Origin of the sequence: Enterococcus sp. (assembly GCF_022711995.1) — a bacterium.
Lineage (GTDB): Bacteria > Bacillota > Bacilli > Lactobacillales > Enterococcaceae > Enterococcus_D.
Genome location: NZ_JALAHI010000015.1, coordinates 12348 through 30878 on the forward strand (window position 1 = coordinate 12348; position 18531 = coordinate 30878).

Consider the following 18531-nt stretch of genomic DNA (forward strand, 5'->3'; position numbering starts at 1 on the left):
TATTGAACATTGTGAAATCGCTTTATTCACTGATACTAACATATTCCAACATGAAAAAACAGCCTTCTTTTTCCATTGCATAGGCTCTTTTGGCAGACACTAGAGAAGATGCTTCTGCCAGCAGAAGCAACGCACCCATAAGATAAAAACCTTCATTTTTTTCACAAAAAAAGAGGTTAAACAAAAGTAAGCGGGTAATTGGTACCACAATTGCTCTGTATGCAATAGACAACCAATAATCTTCTTACTTTTGTTTTTCCTCATTTCCCCACTATCTGTTTCAACCACGCCTGTGATTTCACAACTTCTTGATAGGTTAATTGATGACTTGGGGTCCAAACATATTCTATTTGTGCACCCCGAGACTCAAGAATCCTTTGCACATATTTGCTGTCTTCCACAGAGACGATAGGGTCCTTCAGACCAAAACTCATAAATACGTTTGTTTGTGCCAGTAGGTGATTGGGTAATTTCGATATTGGATACATTGGATGGTACAAAATCGCTCTTTGAAAAAGAGCACTGAATTCCAGCAATAGGTGGAGCGCAATATTGGCTCCATTAGAGTAACCAACCAAGACAACTTGTTCGATTGAGAAACCTTTTTCATTAGCGACTTCTTGAATGAATGCTGCCAGTTCTTGCCCCCGAATCATTAAATCTTCTTCGTCATAGATGCCTTCTGCTAATCGTTTGAAATAGCGGGGCATACCATTCTCTAAGACATTGCCGCGAATACCCAGCAATGATGCCTGGGGATCTAGGTCGTGACCTAACTCCAGCAAAGAGCGTTCATCGCCACCGGTGCCGTGTAATAAGATGAGTACCGGAGCCTCCGGTTTTCCTTGGTGAAAGATAAAGTTCATTTGTCCTCCTTCTCCTTTGGTCGTGCCAAATCGAAGATCTCGCCGATCTCAGCATACGAATTTCCCGCCAATCGGCTAACTGCCGCCAATTTTTTGGGATTGATTTTTCCTTCTTCATAGACCTCTTCATTAATCTGATATCCCGTGATTTTAAGTAAGAGCAGATCTACTTTGGTCTCTTCTTCGATAATCGGTATGTGTTGATAAAGGGTGGTTTCAAAACGAATTTTCGCCTCTTGCAATCCGGGTACGCCTATCGTTTGAGAAGGGACGGGCGTAAAATTTGCGACGGTTAATTCGCTTTGTTCTGCCGGTAACAGTGCCGCTGCCTGATTGGCTGCCGCCACATTGCTACGATCCAAGATATGGATCACCGCTTCCTTGGTTGTTAATAAGTTATGAGCTGTATCTTTCATCCCGCCCTTTTTTCGCTGAACAGCGATCGAAACGATGGCGGGTTCTGAACTGACGATCGAAAAGAAACTAAAAGGGGCAATATTTAGTGTTCCCTCAGCCGACCGTGTCGTTACGACGGCAACTGGTCGCGGGATGATCGAGCCAATCAATAACTTATAATTTTCTCTTTGCGTCAGACTTTGGGGATCCAAATGAATCATAAAGCACCTCTATCCTTTTCTGTTTTTACTTAAGAACTTCCTGCTTGTAAACTAAACAGTCAATTTTGGTAAATGAGCCGTGATTTCTCCGCGGCGCTCTTCAAATTGAGGGGGCAATTTGAGGGCTTTCCCAAGGGTTTCCAATGGTTCATCGATGAGAAATCCCGGCGTTTCCGTGGCAATCTCAAAAAGAATCGTACCAGGCTCTTTAAAATAGACGGCTTTGAAATAGTTACGATCTTTGATTTCTGTAACACCATACCCTTTTGTATAAAGATCATCTTGCCAGTTGATTTGGCTTTCCTCATTGGGGACCGACCAGGCAATATGATGGACGGTACCTACACCCCAACGACCAGGTTTCATTGGCTCTGTTGGTAGGAGAATCTCGTGTTTCACTGGTCCAGCAGTCACTAATCGGCGGTTTGACTCTGTCTCCGCTACCACTTGCAGCCCCAGATCCTGGGTCAACGTCTTAAATGTTTCCTCTGGCTTAGCAGAGAGTAAGACCGCTCCATGGAACCCAAGAATCGCATTGGTTTCCGCTGCTTCCCCTTCCACTAACGCTAAAGACAGTTCATGAGGATCTTGAAGCTCCAATGTTGGTTGCCCAAAAAGCTGACTTTCATAGACAGAGACTTGATGTTGGGCCAAATGTTGTTTCCAATAGTCGCTGCTGCCTTTAGGAATGCGAAAGGCAATCGTGCCCACCTGTCCGCTACCGACACGGCCAGGATGCGCATTGATCCATGGGAAAAAGGTAATGATGGTGCCATTTTCAATGGACGGATTGCTGTAATAGAGATGATACGTATATGGATCATCAAAGTTGACGGTTTGTTTGACTAAACGCAAGCCTAATACTTCGCGGTAGAAGTCTACATTTACTTGCGGGTCACCGACGATTGCGGATATATGGTGGATTTGTTGAATGGGTTGCATCGTTTTTACCTCCTTAACTATGGCTGCGAGTGGTATCAAATGGCTTGATTGCTTTTTCGATCATTGCCCGGCGGTCTTCCAAAAACGGCGCCAGCGATAATTTTTCCCCCAAAGTTTCGTAAGGCTCGTCACCCATGAAGCCAGGTTCATCTGTCGCTAATTCAAAAAGAATATGTCCGACACGTACATACAGTGATTCAAAGTAGTAGCGGTCCACATAGCCGGAATTCGCAAGACCCAAATTTTCAAAAACTTCTTGCCAGACAGCTAATGACTGGCGATCCGCTAAACGAAAGGCGACATGATGCACTTCCCCGTCTCCTTGTTGTGCTTGTGGGCTTGTGGTATCTTCGACTAAGACGATTTCTGCTCCATTGCCCCCCTCGCCAACTTCTAATAGCGTGCGACTGCCTTCTTGAGCGATGGCTTTAAATCCAAAGACATTTTCCAATAATCCTTTGAAATCGGCAAAATAGGAAACGGAGATTTCGACTGGACCTAAACCATAAATGGCGAATTCTTCCGGAACTGGCCCTTGTTTCCATGGAATACCTGCTTTGACGCCTTGATTGTGTTCATCAGAAATCAATTGGTAAGACTGCTGATCAAAATCCCAGAAGCGCAACACTTTTTTACCAAATTCTGTTGTGATCGCTTGATGTTTCACATCAAATGTTTCAAAACGCTTTTTATAATAGTCTAATGCAGCATCGGAGGGCACGCGAAATCCTGTACGGGTAATTGCATTTGTTCCTTTGCTGCCTCGATCGGTATTTGGGAAGTCAAAGAATGTCATCGTGGTTCCTGGGGAACCTAGGTCATCTGCAAAATACGTGTGGTAGGTATAAATATCATCTTGATTGACGGTTTTCTTCACTAAACGCATCCCTAAAATCTCTGTAAAGAAGTGATAGTTTCTTTCGACATCACTGGTCATGGCTGTCACATGGTGGACACCTAATAATTGGTCTTGTTTTCTCATTTTTTCTTCCTCATTTCTCGTTGTAAGTTATTTTTCGTAACAATGATTTTAATGTTTGTAACTCTTCGATAGTAAGCGAGGCAAAACTTGCCGCAATTTTTTTTGCATGGGTAGGAAAGATCTGATCCATCAATTCTGCCCCTTTATCTGTCAGACTGACGTAGGTGATTCGCTGATCCTTTTGACTGGTTTCGCGATGAACGCAACTTTTTTTTACGAGTTGATCGATGACATACGTCGTGCTGCTGCTGGCAATCAGTATTTTTTCTTTGATGGCTTGGGTGGTATGTGTGCCTTTATGATAAAGCAGTTCCAGAACGGAAAACTCCGTCAGATTCAAGCCATAACAGCGGACATCTTGTTTCGCCACCTGCTCTAAGTGACTGCTGCTGCGTAATAACCCAATATAAGCTTTCAATGCTTCTTCTTGATGATCCATTTCCTCACCGCCTTCGATTTATTTCGAATTCGAGATAATAATAACTTACTTTTTGTAAGTTGTAAAACAATCTGCTTTGCAGTTTCTGGGTACTAAAAAACCTCTTACGATAACCCTTTGTAAGTAAAAAGAGTTATCGTAAGAGGGGGGAATAAATTGATTCCTAAGCAGGAATTCCGTGAAACAGGAATGATTTGCTTGAATGATTGCATTGTTATCGGCGCTCAAGTATCGCCACTGGACCATTTAGATAAAAATTATCTTTGATTTTATTCGCTTGTTTCTACTTCATGGTCTTCTTTGACTTGATGGATCCGTTCTATGTGCATTGTTAGGTAAACTTCTTCTTCCAAAGTTGGCTTTACCTGGTGGGTTTTATCTAAGTAATTCATGATTTTCTCCGCGCATTGAAACGAAGACTGATATTGTTGGATCACTAAACGAATCATCTCGTCACTCATGTTCATCACTTTGATTCCTTTAACCTGACGCATCAAGAAATACTGTAGATGGGAGACTAAACGAGAGAAAGTCAGTGAATTTTGATTGATCTCAAATTGGAAATGGTATTGGATGATCGCAAGGATATCACGAATGATCTTGGTAAAGTTCATGGCTTGCTGAATGGATTCATAGTTGTTGCCACTGCTGAGAAAATGCATGGCGATCGCGGTTGATTCTGTTTCATCAAGTTCGATTCCCAATGTGGCGTGAATGATCGCAAGAGCTTCCTCGCCCAATTTCGCTTCAGTTGGATAGAGTTGTTTGATATCCCAATGCAACGGGCTTGCCATCACGATCTCTTTTTGTTTGCGATGAACAGCTGAACAAATATGATCCGCCAGCGAAACCAGCATACTTAATCCAAACTCCGCTTTCATTTTTTTCTCAGCTTGATCAATAATGGTCTCACTTACTAGTATGTACTCGATCGGGATCTCTTTAAAAAGCGCTTTCACGCGATCGATTTCACTTTTCATTTCATTTTTTAAGACAAATGTTCGTTCGACTAATGATGGGTCCACCACATGACCGGGATAGGCTTTGTAGCCTATCCCTTTTCCCATGACGATCATTGGCTGTTTGGAGTCATCTTCAACCAAAACAACATTATTATTCAGTCTTTGTTTTATATGCATCAAGAATCCTCCTATTATCACCTGTTTACAGTAATGATGCAGCCTCTTTATCGACAATCAATGTCATATCTGGATGAGTTGTCAGCAGTGTTGCAGGAACATCCTCAGTCACGATACCTTCGACTAATTGTTTGACGATGCCAGCTTTTTTCTTGCCATTTGCGATCATCACTAATTTTTTCACTTGCATGATGCTTTTCGGTCCCATTGTAACATAAAAATCTGGTTGTTTTTCTTTAACGCCGCCAACTTCACTTAACAAGACATCTGCCATCTCAGGAGTAGCATCATCATTCACACGGCTGGTCAAATCGCCAAATTTCGTTGTATTCGGCAAATTCCCGCAGAAATGTCCATCGGCACCCACACCTAGTAGCACCATATCCAATCCGCCATCTGCTTTGATTCGTTCGTCTTGTGTTTCATAGTTGGTCCAATCCAGCACATGGATTTGCTCACGAGCAATTTCCGCAGGTCCGAAAAACATGTTATGCAAGTTCGTCATCGTTACGCCATAACGGTCTTCTTCCCCTTTAAATGCGATCTCATCAAAGTTATAAAAGTGAACATGGTCAAAATATTTTTTGTTTTTGACTAGCGGAACCAAAATTTCATAAACTCCTTTTGGTGTTGAACCGGCAGTGATCGAGATATTTGTTCGATACTGTGAATGCATAGCGCCTAAAAGGTGTTGTGTAGCAACCTCGCTCATTTCATTGTAGTCTTCTGTAATAATTAGTCTCATCTTTTTTCTTCCTTTCTATTAATTAGTGATAGTAAATAGACCTTTCTGAAGATCCATTGCTTCCTGAGTTTTTTTGTCAATGGTTTTGTATTTCTCTGAATTCGTAACAACTACGATGACCGTGTCATTCAAGTTCTTAGATTGAATATATGACTGATCAAAAGCCAACAATTCATCTCCTTTTTTGATGGTCATCCCTTGTTTGGCTTTCAAGTCAAAACCGGTGCCTTCTAACGTGACGGTATCTAAACCAACGTGAATCAGCAATTCGACGCCGTTATCTGATTCGATCCCAATCGCGTGTTTTGTTGGGAAAACCGCTTTTACTTCTCCATCAAAAGGGGCATAGATCTTGCCATCACTGGATGCGATCGCGGCAGTTTTACCTAAAATCTCTTTAGAGAACGTATCGTCTTGAATCGTGTCCAGTGACAGTTGGTTTCCAACGACTGGTGAGGCAACCACATAGTCACCAACTACTTCTTGCTCGCCGGTTTCCGTTTTTTCTTCTACAGGCTCTTTTGGTGAAAAACGGTCTAATAAGACAAATGTCAAAATCGCTGTTGAAACGATGGCCACAAGCATCCCTAATAGAATACCAAAGAATCCGTCGCCAAAAAATGCTGGCAATGATAATAGGCCGGGCATGACGAAGCCATAACTTTGGCCACCAAATACGGTACTTACCGCAGCTCCTAGACCACCACCGATACAGGTCGCGATCATTGCTCCTTTATACTTAACCAATACCCCATAAATCGAAGGCTCTGTAATACCGATATAGCCAGGGATCACGGCAGAAAGTGCGATTTGTTTTTCCTTCATCTCTTTTGCTTTAAAGTAAACAATCACTGGTGCAGTAGCCTGTGCCAATGTACTCATCAACATCATGGCAGTCAGCTGGGAAGCCCCAAAGCTGGAGAGTTCCTGTTGCACGATTGGATTCATGGCATGGTGCATCCCACCAAGCACTAAAATTGGCCGGGAGCCACCAACGATCAATCCGGCTAACCATGGTGAAAAATCAATCATCCATTTGATTCCTAGTGCCACATATTCCCCGATGTAATAGCCTAATGGCGCTAAAACGCTCATTGCGATCGGTGCCGTAATAAGTAGTGCGAACAGTGGCGAAAAGACCATATTGACCATTTCAGGGATTCGTTGATCAAAAAAGCGCTTAACATACTTTAACAGCCAAACAGAAAAAATGATCGGTAAGACGGAAGAACTGTAGTCCACTACAGCAATCGGGAGAATGCCGAATAATTTCATAAATTGCTGTCCGTCAGCGATTGCAAATGGGTACATCATCAATCCCGCAAGCGTCAACGCTAAATATTCATTGGTCTTAAATTTCTTCGCTGAACTAACTGCTAATAAGAATGGGAAGAAGTAAAACATGGCATCGGATAGGCCATTTAGGAAAATAATGGAATCCGTACCATCTTGTGCCCAACCAAAATTCAAGAACATGAAGATGAACCCTTTTAATAGACCACCGGCGATGACAGGCGGCAACGCTGGTGTCAAAATTGCTGACAGCGTATTCAACATCTTCGTTACAGGACCCGAATTATCCTCTGGGTTGGTGCTATCCTCATTGCCGAAAGAAGCAATTTCGTTCAACTCACTTGCTACATTAACAACTTTTCCTCCTAGAATCACTTGAAATTGTCCACCTTGGAATTGTGTTCCTAAGACCCCATCTAATTGATTCAGTTGTGTTACATTTACTTTTTTTTCATCTTTCAACTGGAAACGTAGTCTCGTCACACAATTGGTAAGATGCGTAATATTTTTTTCTCCTCCTACTAGCTTCAGAATTTCTTTTGCCAATTCACGATTATTCATTTCGTTCCTCCCTTGTGAAGAATTCGATAAAAAAATGCCTAAAGAGAGCGCAAGAAAAATGCACTTTCTTTAGGCATTGCCAGCTTGACCTGTCACGAATCCTACTATGTATTTACAGGTTTAGCCTACCATCTGGTTCATCGCTTGTCAAGCTGATCAAAGAACAATTCTATAAAAAACTACGTTCTTAAAATAACACATCAATCACAATAAGCTATTTAACACTTGGTTTACCAAGAAAATAATAACCTTAAAAAGTATTTTCAGAACTATTTAATAACAAAATATTCTTGCTTAATTTCAAACATTCCCTTTTTCAGCTGTGACAAGTCTATTTTTTGTTCCATTTTTCTCTGGGAAAACCAAACTAGAGGATGACATGAAAAAATTGGCGCTTTTTTGATGCCAAGTGATTCTTTGAACAGCTAATTTGTTAGCGATCCGGTCCGATTTTTTCCTTGATTCCTCAAAAGTGTCTGGGAATCGAAAGATTGGTGTTAATTTTATTGGTATCGCCCTTTTCTGTTTCCATTACACTCACCTTAGACAATAAAGAGAGGAAGATTCTGATGACCATTTACACCGAACCATTCGCTGCAATGCACAACCCAAAGAAACCACTGATTTTAGTCAATTGCTGGAATGTTGCTACCGCTCGTTTACTTGAAGAAAGCGAACAACTTGCGATCGCCACTTCCAGTTATGCCATCGCCGATTCCTTCGGTTATCCTGATGGCGAAAAAATCCCCCGAGAACTGCTTTTTCTCCTAATAAAAAATATTTGCCGCGAAGTCCAGGTACCTGTCACTGTCGATATCGAAACTGGCTATGGCGAAGATGTGTTAACGACGATCCAAACTCTTTTGGACATCGGTGTTGCGGGAATCAATATAGAAGATCAACGCATCGATACGGCTACTTATGAGCTGATCGATTTAGAAGAGCAAGCAAAAAAAATCGCATCGATCCGCCAGTTTTGTCAAAAAAATCACCAGTCTCTATTTATCAATGCTCGGACCGATGTTTTTTTTAAATACAGTGAGCCAACCATCGAAACCTGTAACCTTGCGTTAAAACGGGCACAGGCTTATAGTGAAGCTGGAGCAAATGGCATTTTCATCCCTGGATTGAACCATGCCGATTTGATCGATTATTTTGTTCGTCACTCGCCACTACCGGTCAATGTGATGTATACCGAGCAATCCCCTGACATCGACACGTTGATCGGGTTAGGGGTCAGCCGAATTTCATATGGCCCTACTTCTTATTTCCAAGCAGCAACTGATTTTCGTCAAAGACTAGCCCAAGTTGGGAGGAACCAACATGATTAGTGATACAAAACAGATTGATGAGTATTATGAAATGCTAGTGGCAAAGAACTCTCATTACGAAGGTATTTTTTATGTGGGAGTCAAAACGACTGGGGTTTTTTGCCGTCCCACTTGTCCAGCCAAAAAGCCATTAAAGAAAAACTGTGAATTTTTTGCCAATGCACAAGAGGCTTTGCTAGCCTCCTATCGTCCTTGTAAAAGATGTCACCCACTGAGCGCACCCAGCAATTTATCAGCAGATGTCAAAATGCTCGTGGAGGCGATTGAACAAAATCCAGAAAAGAAATGGACCGATAAAGATTTTGAGCATTTAGCGATTCATCCGAATACTGCTCGTCGGCAATTCAAAAAACAATTTGGCATGACCTTTATTGAATATTCCCGTGCTCGCAGATTAGGGATCGCCTTTAAACAGATCCGTGAAGGAGAACCATTGATCCAAGCTCAGTTGGACAGCGGCTTTTATTCCGGAAACGGATTTAGAGATGCGTTTTCTAAAATCATGGGGACATTGCCTTCAAATAATAAGACGGTCATGGTCCTTTCGTCGGCTTGGTTGGAAACACCGTTAGGGTCTATGTTGGCAATTAGTGATCAGGAAAGACTTTATTTGTTGGAATTTGTCGATCGTCGGGGCCTAGAAAACGAGATTTTAACGTTGCGAAAACGATTGAATGCAGCGATCATTCCTCAGCGAACAGACGTGATGAGCCAGTTACAAGATCAATTAGCTGAATACTTTGACGGCAAACGTATGACCTTTGATATTCCCCTGGCAATGGTCGGATCGGACTTTCAAAAACGAACCTGGGCGCAATTGCTCGCAATTGAAGTTGGGGAAACACTTTCTTATAAACAACTAGCAGCGAAAGTCGGGAATCCAAATGCCTCGCGAGCTGTCGCCAATGCAAATGGCAAAAATCAACTTTCTATTTTGGTTCCTTGCCACCGCGTCATCACTAGTGCCGGACAATTAGGTGGATACGGCGGCGGTATTGAACGAAAAAAATGGTTATTGGAACACGAGAAAAAAATGGCTTCTGCCCTTGTCGCAAGTTAAAAAAGCATCTGCAACCGATTAAGCAATGTCTAACAAGCTGTTTCAGGCCTGAGGGTCTTCACGCTGTACGGGCTTGTTAGTTCATGCTTTCCGTTGCAGATGCTTTTATATGTGTGATTCACTGAGACTAGGCCGTTGAGGACCGAGGGATCACAGATGGCTGTCCTTATTCTGCTTCTTCGATATCCCGAGCAATTTTTTCCACGTCGATTTCCCGTTGCAAGAACTCAGCATTTTCTATGGGAAAATGTTGCCGAAACTCGGCTGCTTCCATTATTTCTGCTTCACCGCTGACTAAACTAAAATCCAGTACATGGCCAGCAAACTGATGATCGTCACTAATAAAGTGCAGATGGAAACCTGCAGCTGCAGCGCCGTGGAAAAGTTTTGGGGTAAAGAAGCCGACGATGGTTCCTGCTATTTCTGTCGCCGTAAATTCAGGTTGATTTTGAATGATCTCAACGAATTTTGGGTAAGGTTTTTCTTGTTTAGGTGCTACTCGCACGTGCATCGTATCAAACATCCCATGAAGCTTGATGGCCGCAAACAGATTTGGGCTGATGCTTGTTAATAGTTTGTCTTTGACTTCTTCATCCGTGGCTTCTGCGCCAAAAGTAATCTGATCCGTTGCGGCAAAATCAACCACTGCCGCATAAGGAGTCGTTTCACTTCCAGTCAACTGCTTCACCTGTCCTGTTTCATCGACATGGTAGATCACGCCTTCCAAGAAAATGATCTCCCCATTGGAACCAGCTAATGTCCCGATTCCTGTATCACCATAGGTCAGCATCTTGCCGATTTCTTCGGTGCCATCCATCAAATCTTCCATCAATCCACCTAAAGTTCCGTGTTGATATACATAACTTTTGCTTTTCACGTTCATCATGAAGCTCCTTTAATTAGTAAAATAAATACTCTTAGTAAAATTGGTCCGGTAAAATCGTCTTGCCTAATTCGGCATTATCGGAATAATCCACCGGAATATCAATGACGACTGGACCATCAGTTGCAAATCCTTCTTCGATGGCGGCCGTCAATTCTTGTTTTGTTGTGGCACGTAGTCCCTTTGCTCCAAAGGCTTCCGCATATTTGACAAAGTCTACTGGACCAAAATTGACACCCGATGCACGATCATACTTCATTTCTTCTTGAAATTTCACCATGTTATAAGTTCCATCATTCCAGATAAGATGGATGATGTTTTGTTTCAAACGAACGGCTGTTTCTAATTCTTGTGAAGAGAATAAGAAGCCCCCATCACCAGATACAGAAATGATTTGAGTATTCGGCCGCACCAATGCCGCAGCGATTCCCCAGGGCAATGCCACACCTAGTGTCTGCATGCCATTACTAAACAATAGATGACGAGGTTCATAACTGCGGAAATGACGCGCCATCCAAATATAGTGGCTGCCGACATCCACGGTAACGGTCATCTCATCTGTGACTTTTTGCTGCAATGTATCGATGATTTCCAACGGATGCAAGGTCCGTTCTGCCCCACGGGTCTCTACTTGCTTTTCCGTCAATTTTTCTTGCAACGTAGCTAAATAATTCTGAGCATCCCCAGATAGCGTATAGTGGTCAATGGCTTCCGTCAATTGCTCCATGATTTTGGCAATGCTGCCTAACAGCTCCACTTCAGGCTGCATGTAGGGATCGATTTCCATCGGTACTTCATCGATCACAATAATCCGCGCATCTTTTTCAGCATTCCAGTTGCGGGCTTCATATTCAATTGGGTCATACCCTACTGCGATCACTAAATCACTTCGTTTTAACAGCATGTCTCCTGGCTGATTCCGGAACAAGCCCACACGGCCAAAGAAATGATCTTCTAAAGCACGAGAAATGATCCCTGCTCCTTGAAAAGTTTCCACGACTGGCAAGCCGGTTTTTGCTACTAGATGACGAATGGCCTCCGTCTCTCTTTCAGCAGAAGCTCGCATGCCCACTAATAAAACCGGTAGTTTTGCTTCCTTGATTCGTTCGACGAGATCCTCAATATCCTCTGAATCCGCTTGACCTAGTTTTGGCGCAGAGAGGGGTTTGATAGCACTTCCTTCAACTTGACCATCCGTTACGTCTTGCGGGATCGAAAGAAAACTAGCACCTTTTTTGGCAGTTTTAGCGATTCGAAATGCGTTGGCGATATTTTCAGACAGTGTTTCTGGATCTTGGATCTCTGTGCTGTATTTGGTTATCGGCGTAAAGAGAGCAGCATTGTTCATACTTTGATGGGTCAGTTTAGACAAATCAGAGCGTTTCACTTGCCCAGCCAATGCTACGACCGGATCGCCTTCCGCTGTGGCAGTCACTAGCCCCGTTGCTAAATTGCTGGCGCCTGGGCCGCTTGTAGCAATGACTACTCCTGGTTCTCCAGTCAAGCGTCCAATAGCTTGTGCCATAAACGCAGCATTTTGTTCATGCCGTGCCAAAATCAATTGGGGACCGTGATCTTCTAATGTATCGAAAACACCATCGATTTTCGCACCGGGAATCCCAAAAATGTAAGGGACATGATGATTTTCTAAACTTTCAACAATAATTTCAGAACCTTTTTTACTCACTGTACTACCTCTTTTCAAAATCTGTATTAATGACTAACCTAATAATAGCATTTTTCTTTTATTTATCAAGAATAATACACTATTGAAATCTGTATTAAAAACTACCAAGAAAAAGGAACCGTTTTCTCGCTGGCAGCATCCCATTTTTTCTAAAAAAATTTATTTGTACAAAAAAATGTTATCATCTGCACTTTTCGTTTTATTCTTCTCATATTTTTTTGAATAAACCATGTTATAATAAAATCAAAAAAATGAGAAAGGAATTAGGGTGTTTATGGGTATATGGATTAGTTTAATTAGTTTTATAGCGGTAATTGTAAGCGGTATTTCGTTGATTATCGCTGTCGTCAAGAGACGACCGAAGAAACGATTAGGGTATATTTTAGGTGGTAGTGTTATTCTATTTATTGCTGGCGCTATTTTATCTCCAAGCAGTTTGTCTTTAGCCGTTATTTCACCGGAAGTAGAAACAGATGGATCAGGAAAAGCGACGATTGAAGGCGAAGCAACCACCGATGCAGTCTTGACTATCAATGGGGAAACCGTCAAAAACAGCAATGGTTCATTTCGCTATACGGTTCACTTGCAAGATGACAACGAGCAAAATGTTGTGGTAAAAGCCGTCTTAAAGGATCAAAAAAAAGAACAAGAGGTTTTGATCAAGCCGTCGAAAGAATTTGTGGCTTATCTGGAAGCGGAAAAAGCAGAGAAAGAACTGACGAAACAGGTTGAAACTGCGCTGGCGTTAGCAGAGGCTGACCCTACGCAAAAAAATTATGATGAAGCGGCAACGCTGGTTCACTCTCTTAGTAAAACATACGAGGACTACGACCAGCGCTTATCACTCCTTCAGGATCATATTCAAATTGCCAGTGCATTAGAAAAAGCGGAACAAAGTCTGAGCAGAACAGATCTTGAGACAGCAACCAAACTTGTAGCAGCAAGTGCCAACAAAGCAAACTTTGATGACCGACTAACCACGCTGCAAACAAAAGTCGCAGAAAAAGAAGCACACGAGAAGCTACAAGCACAGGCAGTCAAAGCAGTCGAAAAAGCAGAAGCAGAGCCAACAGAAGCAAACTTATCCGCTGCCACTTCAGCAATCGCTCAGCTTCCTTCTGCAAATGAGGGATTAACGCAGCGAGCTGAAGCTGTCCGCCAAACAATAGCAGAACAAGAGCGGCAGCTGGCGAAAGCGGAACAAGAACGACAAGCCGCTGCTGAACAGCAAGCCAATCAAGCCAGCCAATCCAATCAAGACACAAGCAATCAAGCAGAAGAATATGTCATGATCACCAAAACCGGGGCAAAATATCATACCCACAAATGCGGCAATGGGACATATTTCTCCGTAACATTGTCCGAAGCGCTAAGCAAAGGATTGACACCTTGCAAGAAATGCTTCTGATTTTTCTGAACTATGAGTTAGAGAATAACCAGCGCTCTGTCGCGAAGCAACGGGAAGAACGCTGGTTTTATAGAATCAGTTTGCTGGTCATACTATTCTTTCTAGTACGGCCGAGATGCATCAAAGCTTGTTTAATTGTAAAAAAAACGTCAAAGCTAGTATTCTTCTAGCTTTGACGTTTTTTGTATTTTCTAAAGCATAGTCGCAGATTAGGGCTGCTGGATGAAACGGGCATGCTGTGCGCTAGTTGCTTGTCAAAAGGATTTAGAAAGATAGAGCACAAGATCGTCATTGTTGTAACAAGAAGCGCCCATTGCCAAGATTTGATTTTCAAACCAGACCCCAGAGCCGTCAGGTAAGTACCCATTTTTTAGATACAGTCGCTGTGCAGGACCATAACCAGAATGAAGCCCCACACCAATGGTGATCACAGACGAAAAGGTTTTGGCTTGTGCTTCTGCAGCTTGAAGCAGTTTTCCCCCGATTCCTTGTCGCTGAAAATGTTGAAAGACATTTAGATCGGTGATCTCCGGATAGCCATCGTTCTTAAAGGGACCGGCTTTTGCGTGGGGGATCAATGTCGTATAACCTGCAATCTGTCCCCCGTCTTCCGCAACAAAGACTTGTCGCAGCCCCTGGCTCTGTTCTTGAAGATACCTCTCTAATGTAGCTTGACGGCTAGGCCATTGTTGTGCAAGAAACCCTTGATCGATTGCTGAACAATCACTAGCTAGCATGGGGCGAATAATCAATTTGATCCCTCCGTAAATTTCATTGTCTCTTTGATTATAACGCATTTTTGCTCAAGCGTTCGCTGTTTTCCTTAGCTTTACAGAATACAGCTGCACTAGCCATTTGCCACTATTGATTGTTCTATTCTCCCATCAACATCAGATGGCAGGTCCGATTTCTTACACGGTTTTGGTCAAAGTCCACGAAATAAATGTACCCTACAGAGCCGATTTCCAGTTTCCCCTCGTGTAAGATAAAGCTTTCGCTTGCCCCGAAAAAGGAAGAACGGATATGGGCATCGCCATTTAAAATCGTTGCTGGATCTGTTGGATAGTTGGGATCATCCAAGCTCATGAGAAATTCCAAATGTTTTGGTCCCGGGTAGCGATAATTCGTATTTTCGGAAAGTTCTCTTGGTACTAGCTTATCAAGAATCCGATTCAAGTCCACTTGTAAAAATTCGTCTCCATTAAAATCGGTGTCATGCATAAATTCTTCAAAAATCACCGAACAGGTTGTATGAGGAGACTGAACCAAACAGATGCCATTTTTGATTTGGCTTCTTTCTACAAAATCCTTCACTTCTTGGGTAATGTTGTGATAAGACACCCGATTGCCATTGGATGTCAACGTTAATTGTTCTTTCGCGAATTTCATCTTTCGATCCCCTCCTCTCTTATTTCCGCTACTTTAGCAATCATTTCCGCTAAAACTTGCTGCGGATCTGGCGCGCAGACGATGCCGCTGGTTCCCCCTGTTCCGTCAGCACCTGATCGCAAGGCTTTAGCCACATCAGCTGCTGTTGAAATACCTGCTGCTTGTAAAATCTTGATTTCTTTGTTGATGGCACGAATCGCTTGATTGGTTGCTTCCATATAAGAAACATCACTTGTTTGACCGGTACCGATCAATTCGGTTGGCTCACAAACCATAATATCTGGCTGCAAAGCAGCTACTGCTTTGGCTTCTTGCAGCGAGTTGGCACAAGCAATCGTCACTAAGCCGAGTTCATTTGCTCGATTGATGGCCTTCGCAAGTTCTTCCAAGGTCAGGGGATGCTCGGCATGATTGAGAAAGGTTGCCGAAACACCGACATTCGCTACAGACTCAGGCAAAATGTAGCCCATGCCCCGTCCGACTGTCATCCCATCGATGTGTTGGACCGTAATAAACAAATGCTTGGTCGCTTGTTTGATCGTTGCGGCATCTGCATGCTGTACCGTGAATAGAATGTCGATATCATATTCATCCGCTAACTGATCGGCAGCCTTGGCAAGTGCGAGTGATTCTTCTCCATATAAATAGGCTTTGGGATTAACCACAAAGAATGGTGTCCTTAGTTTATGCGCCATGTTCTGCTCCCTCCTGAATCCCTGTATGAAAAACGTGATAGTAATGGGCGAGCGTTTCTGACATTCCTTGATTCGCTGCTTTCTTTAGTTCAAAATAGTCCGCTGGCTGCTGCTCTTGAATCTTAGTCATTGCAGCAGTGACAAAATCGGTAAAGATGTTGATTTTGCGAATCCCGCCTAGCGCGCATTTTTCAAGATTGCCATCACCAGAAGAAGAACCGCCATGTAAGACAAGCGGAATCGCAATCGCTTGGTGGATCTCCTTCAATACGTCAAAGTTGATCTTAGGTGTACCTCGGTAATGCCCGTGAGCTGTGCCAATTGAAACAGCTAGTGAATCGACAGCTGTTTGTTCCGCAAATCTTACTGCTTCATGGAAATCGGTATAAATCGAATCAGAAAGTCCTGTTGCTTCCAGACTGCCCCCAGAGCCGACATGGCCGATTTCTGCTTCGACCACTACGCCATATTGATGGGCATAATCAGCGATTGCTTTGGAACGTCGGATATTTTCTTCAAGAGGGTCTTCTGAGGCATCGATCATAACGGAAGTGAATCCTAAGCGAATCGCTTCTTTGATGACTGCCTCATCTTGCCCATGATCCAAATGCAACGCCACTGGGAAGGCACTTTTTTCGGCTAAATACTTGCCGATCAGGGCTGCTTCTTCCAAGCTCAGCATATCCATATGAGATTGAGCAAAAGCCAGTATCAACGGCCGTTTCAACTGTGCAGCCGTCTCAACGTAGGTGCGGGCGCTATCCAGATCAAAAAAGTTGGCAGCAGGAATGGCATAATTGTATTTTTCCGCATGGTCAAACATTTCTTTTGTTGTAACAAGCATGATACAAGTCTCCTTTATCCTCTGATTTTCTTTTCAACTTCCCCATACATTTCTTCCGTGCCGATGCCCGTCAATAGTGGCAAACCCATGATGACTTTGTCCTTGATGGAATCAGGAACTACCGTTGTACTAATCACAATGTCGTAATCATCGATTTTATTCATTTCATCAGCTACTTTGGACTGATACAGCTTCACTTCATTGGTCAGTCCTTTTTCTTTTAACCATTCTTTGACTTTATTTGTCACAATCGTTGAAGTAGCCACTCCGGTTCCACACATAATCAATAGTTTTTTCATGATTCTTCCTCCTAGGCATTTTGTTTTTTCGGTAACACTTTATTGACATAGATCAAACCAATCAGGACGATAGCTCCGATGATCGCTAGTCCGCCCCAACTCAAGACTTTTGTTAAGCCTACATAAAGCCAAGTTGTCCATAGACCACCTTCTGCCAGTGCAGTGATCGTTGAATTTCCTTGTAAATCAAAGTTCGCTGATTTGGCAGCAGTAGTTACAAGGGGAGCCACCCATGAAGTGATATACAAAATACTGGTCATATAGATGGTGCCGGCAATTACCGTGCGGATAATGTTTCCGCCAAAAACAGCCGCCATTAAACAAACAAGAAACGGAATCGTTGCTAAGTCACCAAAAGGCAGTGTTGTATTTCCTGGTAAAACAACTGCTAACAATATGGTGATCGGTACAAGTAACAATGACGAAGACAAGACAGCTGGATGACCGACAGAAAGTGCTGCATCCATCCCGATATAAAGCTCGCGTCCTGGGAAACGTTTCTTAACAAATTCATTGGCAGATTCAGAGATTGGCGTAAGCCCTTCCATTAAAAGTGCCACCATTTTTGGCATAAGTACCATCACGGCTCCGGTTTTCACCGCTAATTGACCCGTGCCTGCCACATCATAACCAGCTAAAATCCCAATAATCAAACCAATCATAAAGCCCATTACTGTTGAATCACCAAACACGCCAAAACGTTTTTGGATCGATTCTGGGTCAGCTTTCCAGTCCCGCAAACCAGGGATCCGGTCAAATAACCAGTTCATTGGTAGGGCAAAAACAAATCCCGGTGCCGCGGTACCATGAGGGAAAGTGATATTTGGGAAACCATAAAACTTATTGATGATTGGGCCTAAAATATCCCCCATCAAAAGAATCATCATCAGATAGATGACTGTGGCAGCGATCCCCATCGCAAAGTTGCCAGTCAAAGCATAAACCAATGAAGAAATGAACGCCGCATGCCAGATATTCCAGATATCGACATTCAATGTTTTTGTCAATCCCACGATAATCAATAGTACATTCAAAATGACACCGATCGGAATCGCTAAACTTCCTAAAATCGTTCCGTAAGAGATGGCAGCGGCCGCTGGCCAACCGACATCGATGGTCGTCAGGTTCAAACCAAAGCGTTCAACCATTTGTTGGGCCGCAGGGCCTAAGCTGTTACTTAACAAATCAATGACAAGATTCAGACCGACAAAACCAACACCGACGGTCAATGCCGAAGTAAAGGACTTGCTTGGTTTTGTTCCTAGAATAAGACCAAAAATAAAGATCAGAATCGGCAGTACCACGATTGATCCTAAATCAACGAACCACTGTAACGCATTCAACATGATAT

General features: G+C 42.9%; 20 protein-coding genes. 3 read left to right on the forward strand and 17 right to left on the reverse strand.

The features are described from left to right. Positions 1-22: 22 nt before the first annotated feature. The 9 genes from Q0A12_RS01320 to Q0A12_RS01360 form a co-directional block, all read right to left on the reverse strand. On the reverse strand, positions 23-232 hold the full coding sequence (locus tag Q0A12_RS01320; protein WP_291290919.1) for a hypothetical protein: 210 nt from the start codon (positions 230-232) through the stop codon (positions 23-25). A 28-nt stretch (positions 233-260) separates the two neighbouring features. Then, entirely contained in the window at positions 261-866 is a 606-nt protein-coding gene (locus Q0A12_RS01325) for an alpha/beta hydrolase (protein ID WP_291290920.1), read from the reverse strand. Then, positions 863-1483, reverse strand: coding sequence for a flavin reductase family protein (locus Q0A12_RS01330; protein ID WP_291290921.1), 621 nt, complete (start codon positions 1481-1483; stop codon positions 863-865). Before Q0A12_RS01330 ends, Q0A12_RS01325 begins: the two co-directional genes overlap by 4 nt. A gap of 51 nt (positions 1484-1534) precedes the next feature. Beyond that, positions 1535-2425: a ring-cleaving dioxygenase gene (locus Q0A12_RS01335; protein WP_291290922.1), complete on the reverse strand. Its 891-nt coding sequence runs from the start codon at positions 2423-2425 to the stop codon at positions 1535-1537. A gap of 13 nt (positions 2426-2438) precedes the next feature. Continuing rightward, positions 2439-3407: a ring-cleaving dioxygenase gene (locus Q0A12_RS01340; RefSeq protein WP_291290923.1), complete on the reverse strand. Its 969-nt coding sequence runs from the start codon at positions 3405-3407 to the stop codon at positions 2439-2441. A gap of 10 nt (positions 3408-3417) precedes the next feature. Beyond that, positions 3418-3846 (reverse strand): MarR family transcriptional regulator, encoded by a 429-nt coding sequence (locus Q0A12_RS01345; protein WP_291290924.1) that lies wholly within the window; start codon positions 3844-3846, stop codon positions 3418-3420. Between the two features lie 269 nt (positions 3847-4115). Continuing rightward, positions 4116-4985, reverse strand: a complete 870-nt coding sequence (locus tag Q0A12_RS01350) for a PRD domain-containing protein (RefSeq protein ID WP_291290925.1) — start codon at positions 4983-4985, stop codon at positions 4116-4118. Between the two features lie 25 nt (positions 4986-5010). Continuing rightward, complete coding sequence (locus tag Q0A12_RS01355; protein ID WP_291290926.1) at positions 5011-5730, reverse strand: glucosamine-6-phosphate deaminase; 720 nt, start codon at positions 5728-5730, stop codon at positions 5011-5013. A gap of 18 nt (positions 5731-5748) precedes the next feature. Further along, entirely contained in the window at positions 5749-7584 is a 1836-nt protein-coding gene (locus Q0A12_RS01360; RefSeq protein WP_291290927.1) for a glucose PTS transporter subunit IIA, read from the reverse strand. 569 nt (positions 7585-8153) lie between these two features. Here Q0A12_RS01360 and Q0A12_RS01365 point away from each other — a divergent pair. Then, positions 8154-8915, forward strand: a complete 762-nt coding sequence (locus Q0A12_RS01365; RefSeq protein WP_291290928.1) for an isocitrate lyase/phosphoenolpyruvate mutase family protein — start codon at positions 8154-8156, stop codon at positions 8913-8915. Continuing rightward, a complete protein-coding gene (locus Q0A12_RS01370) occupies positions 8908-9975 on the forward strand; it encodes a trifunctional transcriptional activator/DNA repair protein Ada/methylated-DNA--[protein]-cysteine S-methyltransferase (protein ID WP_291290929.1) in 1068 nt (355 codons plus the stop codon). Before Q0A12_RS01365 ends, Q0A12_RS01370 begins: the two co-directional genes overlap by 8 nt. 166 nt (positions 9976-10141) lie before the next feature. On the opposite strand, the gene budA is transcribed toward Q0A12_RS01370, so the two are convergent. Further along, positions 10142-10858 (reverse strand): acetolactate decarboxylase, encoded by a 717-nt coding sequence (gene budA, locus Q0A12_RS01375; protein ID WP_291290930.1) that lies wholly within the window; start codon positions 10856-10858, stop codon positions 10142-10144. A gap of 34 nt (positions 10859-10892) precedes the next feature. Beyond that, complete coding sequence (gene alsS, locus Q0A12_RS01380) at positions 10893-12545, reverse strand: acetolactate synthase AlsS (RefSeq protein WP_291290931.1); 1653 nt, start codon at positions 12543-12545, stop codon at positions 10893-10895. A 274-nt stretch (positions 12546-12819) separates the two neighbouring features. On the opposite strand from alsS, the gene Q0A12_RS01385 reads away from it, so the two are divergent. Continuing rightward, positions 12820-13953 carry a hypothetical protein gene (locus Q0A12_RS01385; protein WP_291290932.1) on the forward strand — a complete coding sequence of 378 codons (1134 nt, stop codon included), beginning with the start codon at positions 12820-12822 and terminating at the stop codon, positions 13951-13953. Between the two features lie 254 nt (positions 13954-14207). Here Q0A12_RS01385 and Q0A12_RS01390 read toward each other — a convergent pair whose 3' ends face one another. The 6 genes from Q0A12_RS01390 to Q0A12_RS01415 all read right to left on the reverse strand — a co-directional run bounded on the left by Q0A12_RS01390 (position 14208) and on the right by Q0A12_RS01415 (position 18526). Next, entirely contained in the window at positions 14208-14750 is a 543-nt protein-coding gene (locus tag Q0A12_RS01390) for a GNAT family N-acetyltransferase (RefSeq protein ID WP_291290933.1), read from the reverse strand. 76 nt (positions 14751-14826) lie between these two features. Then, positions 14827-15342 (reverse strand): YjbQ family protein, encoded by a 516-nt coding sequence (locus tag Q0A12_RS01395; protein WP_003127911.1) that lies wholly within the window; start codon positions 15340-15342, stop codon positions 14827-14829. Continuing rightward, the gene (locus Q0A12_RS01400) at positions 15339-16037 is read right to left on the reverse strand and encodes a triose-phosphate isomerase (RefSeq protein ID WP_291290934.1); all 699 of its coding nucleotides are present in this window, start codon (positions 16035-16037) and stop codon (positions 15339-15341) included. The genes Q0A12_RS01395 and Q0A12_RS01400 overlap by 4 nt, the downstream gene beginning before the upstream one ends. Beyond that, on the reverse strand, positions 16027-16881 hold the full coding sequence (locus Q0A12_RS01405) for a class II fructose-bisphosphate aldolase (RefSeq protein WP_291290935.1): 855 nt from the start codon (positions 16879-16881) through the stop codon (positions 16027-16029). The genes Q0A12_RS01400 and Q0A12_RS01405 overlap by 11 nt, the downstream gene beginning before the upstream one ends. A 14-nt stretch (positions 16882-16895) precedes the next feature. After that, complete coding sequence (locus tag Q0A12_RS01410) at positions 16896-17180, reverse strand: PTS sugar transporter subunit IIB (RefSeq protein ID WP_291290936.1); 285 nt, start codon at positions 17178-17180, stop codon at positions 16896-16898. An 11-nt stretch (positions 17181-17191) separates the two neighbouring features. Beyond that, on the reverse strand, positions 17192-18526 hold the full coding sequence (locus tag Q0A12_RS01415; RefSeq protein WP_291290937.1) for a PTS transporter subunit IIC: 1335 nt from the start codon (positions 18524-18526) through the stop codon (positions 17192-17194). Positions 18527-18531: the final 5 nt, after the last annotated feature.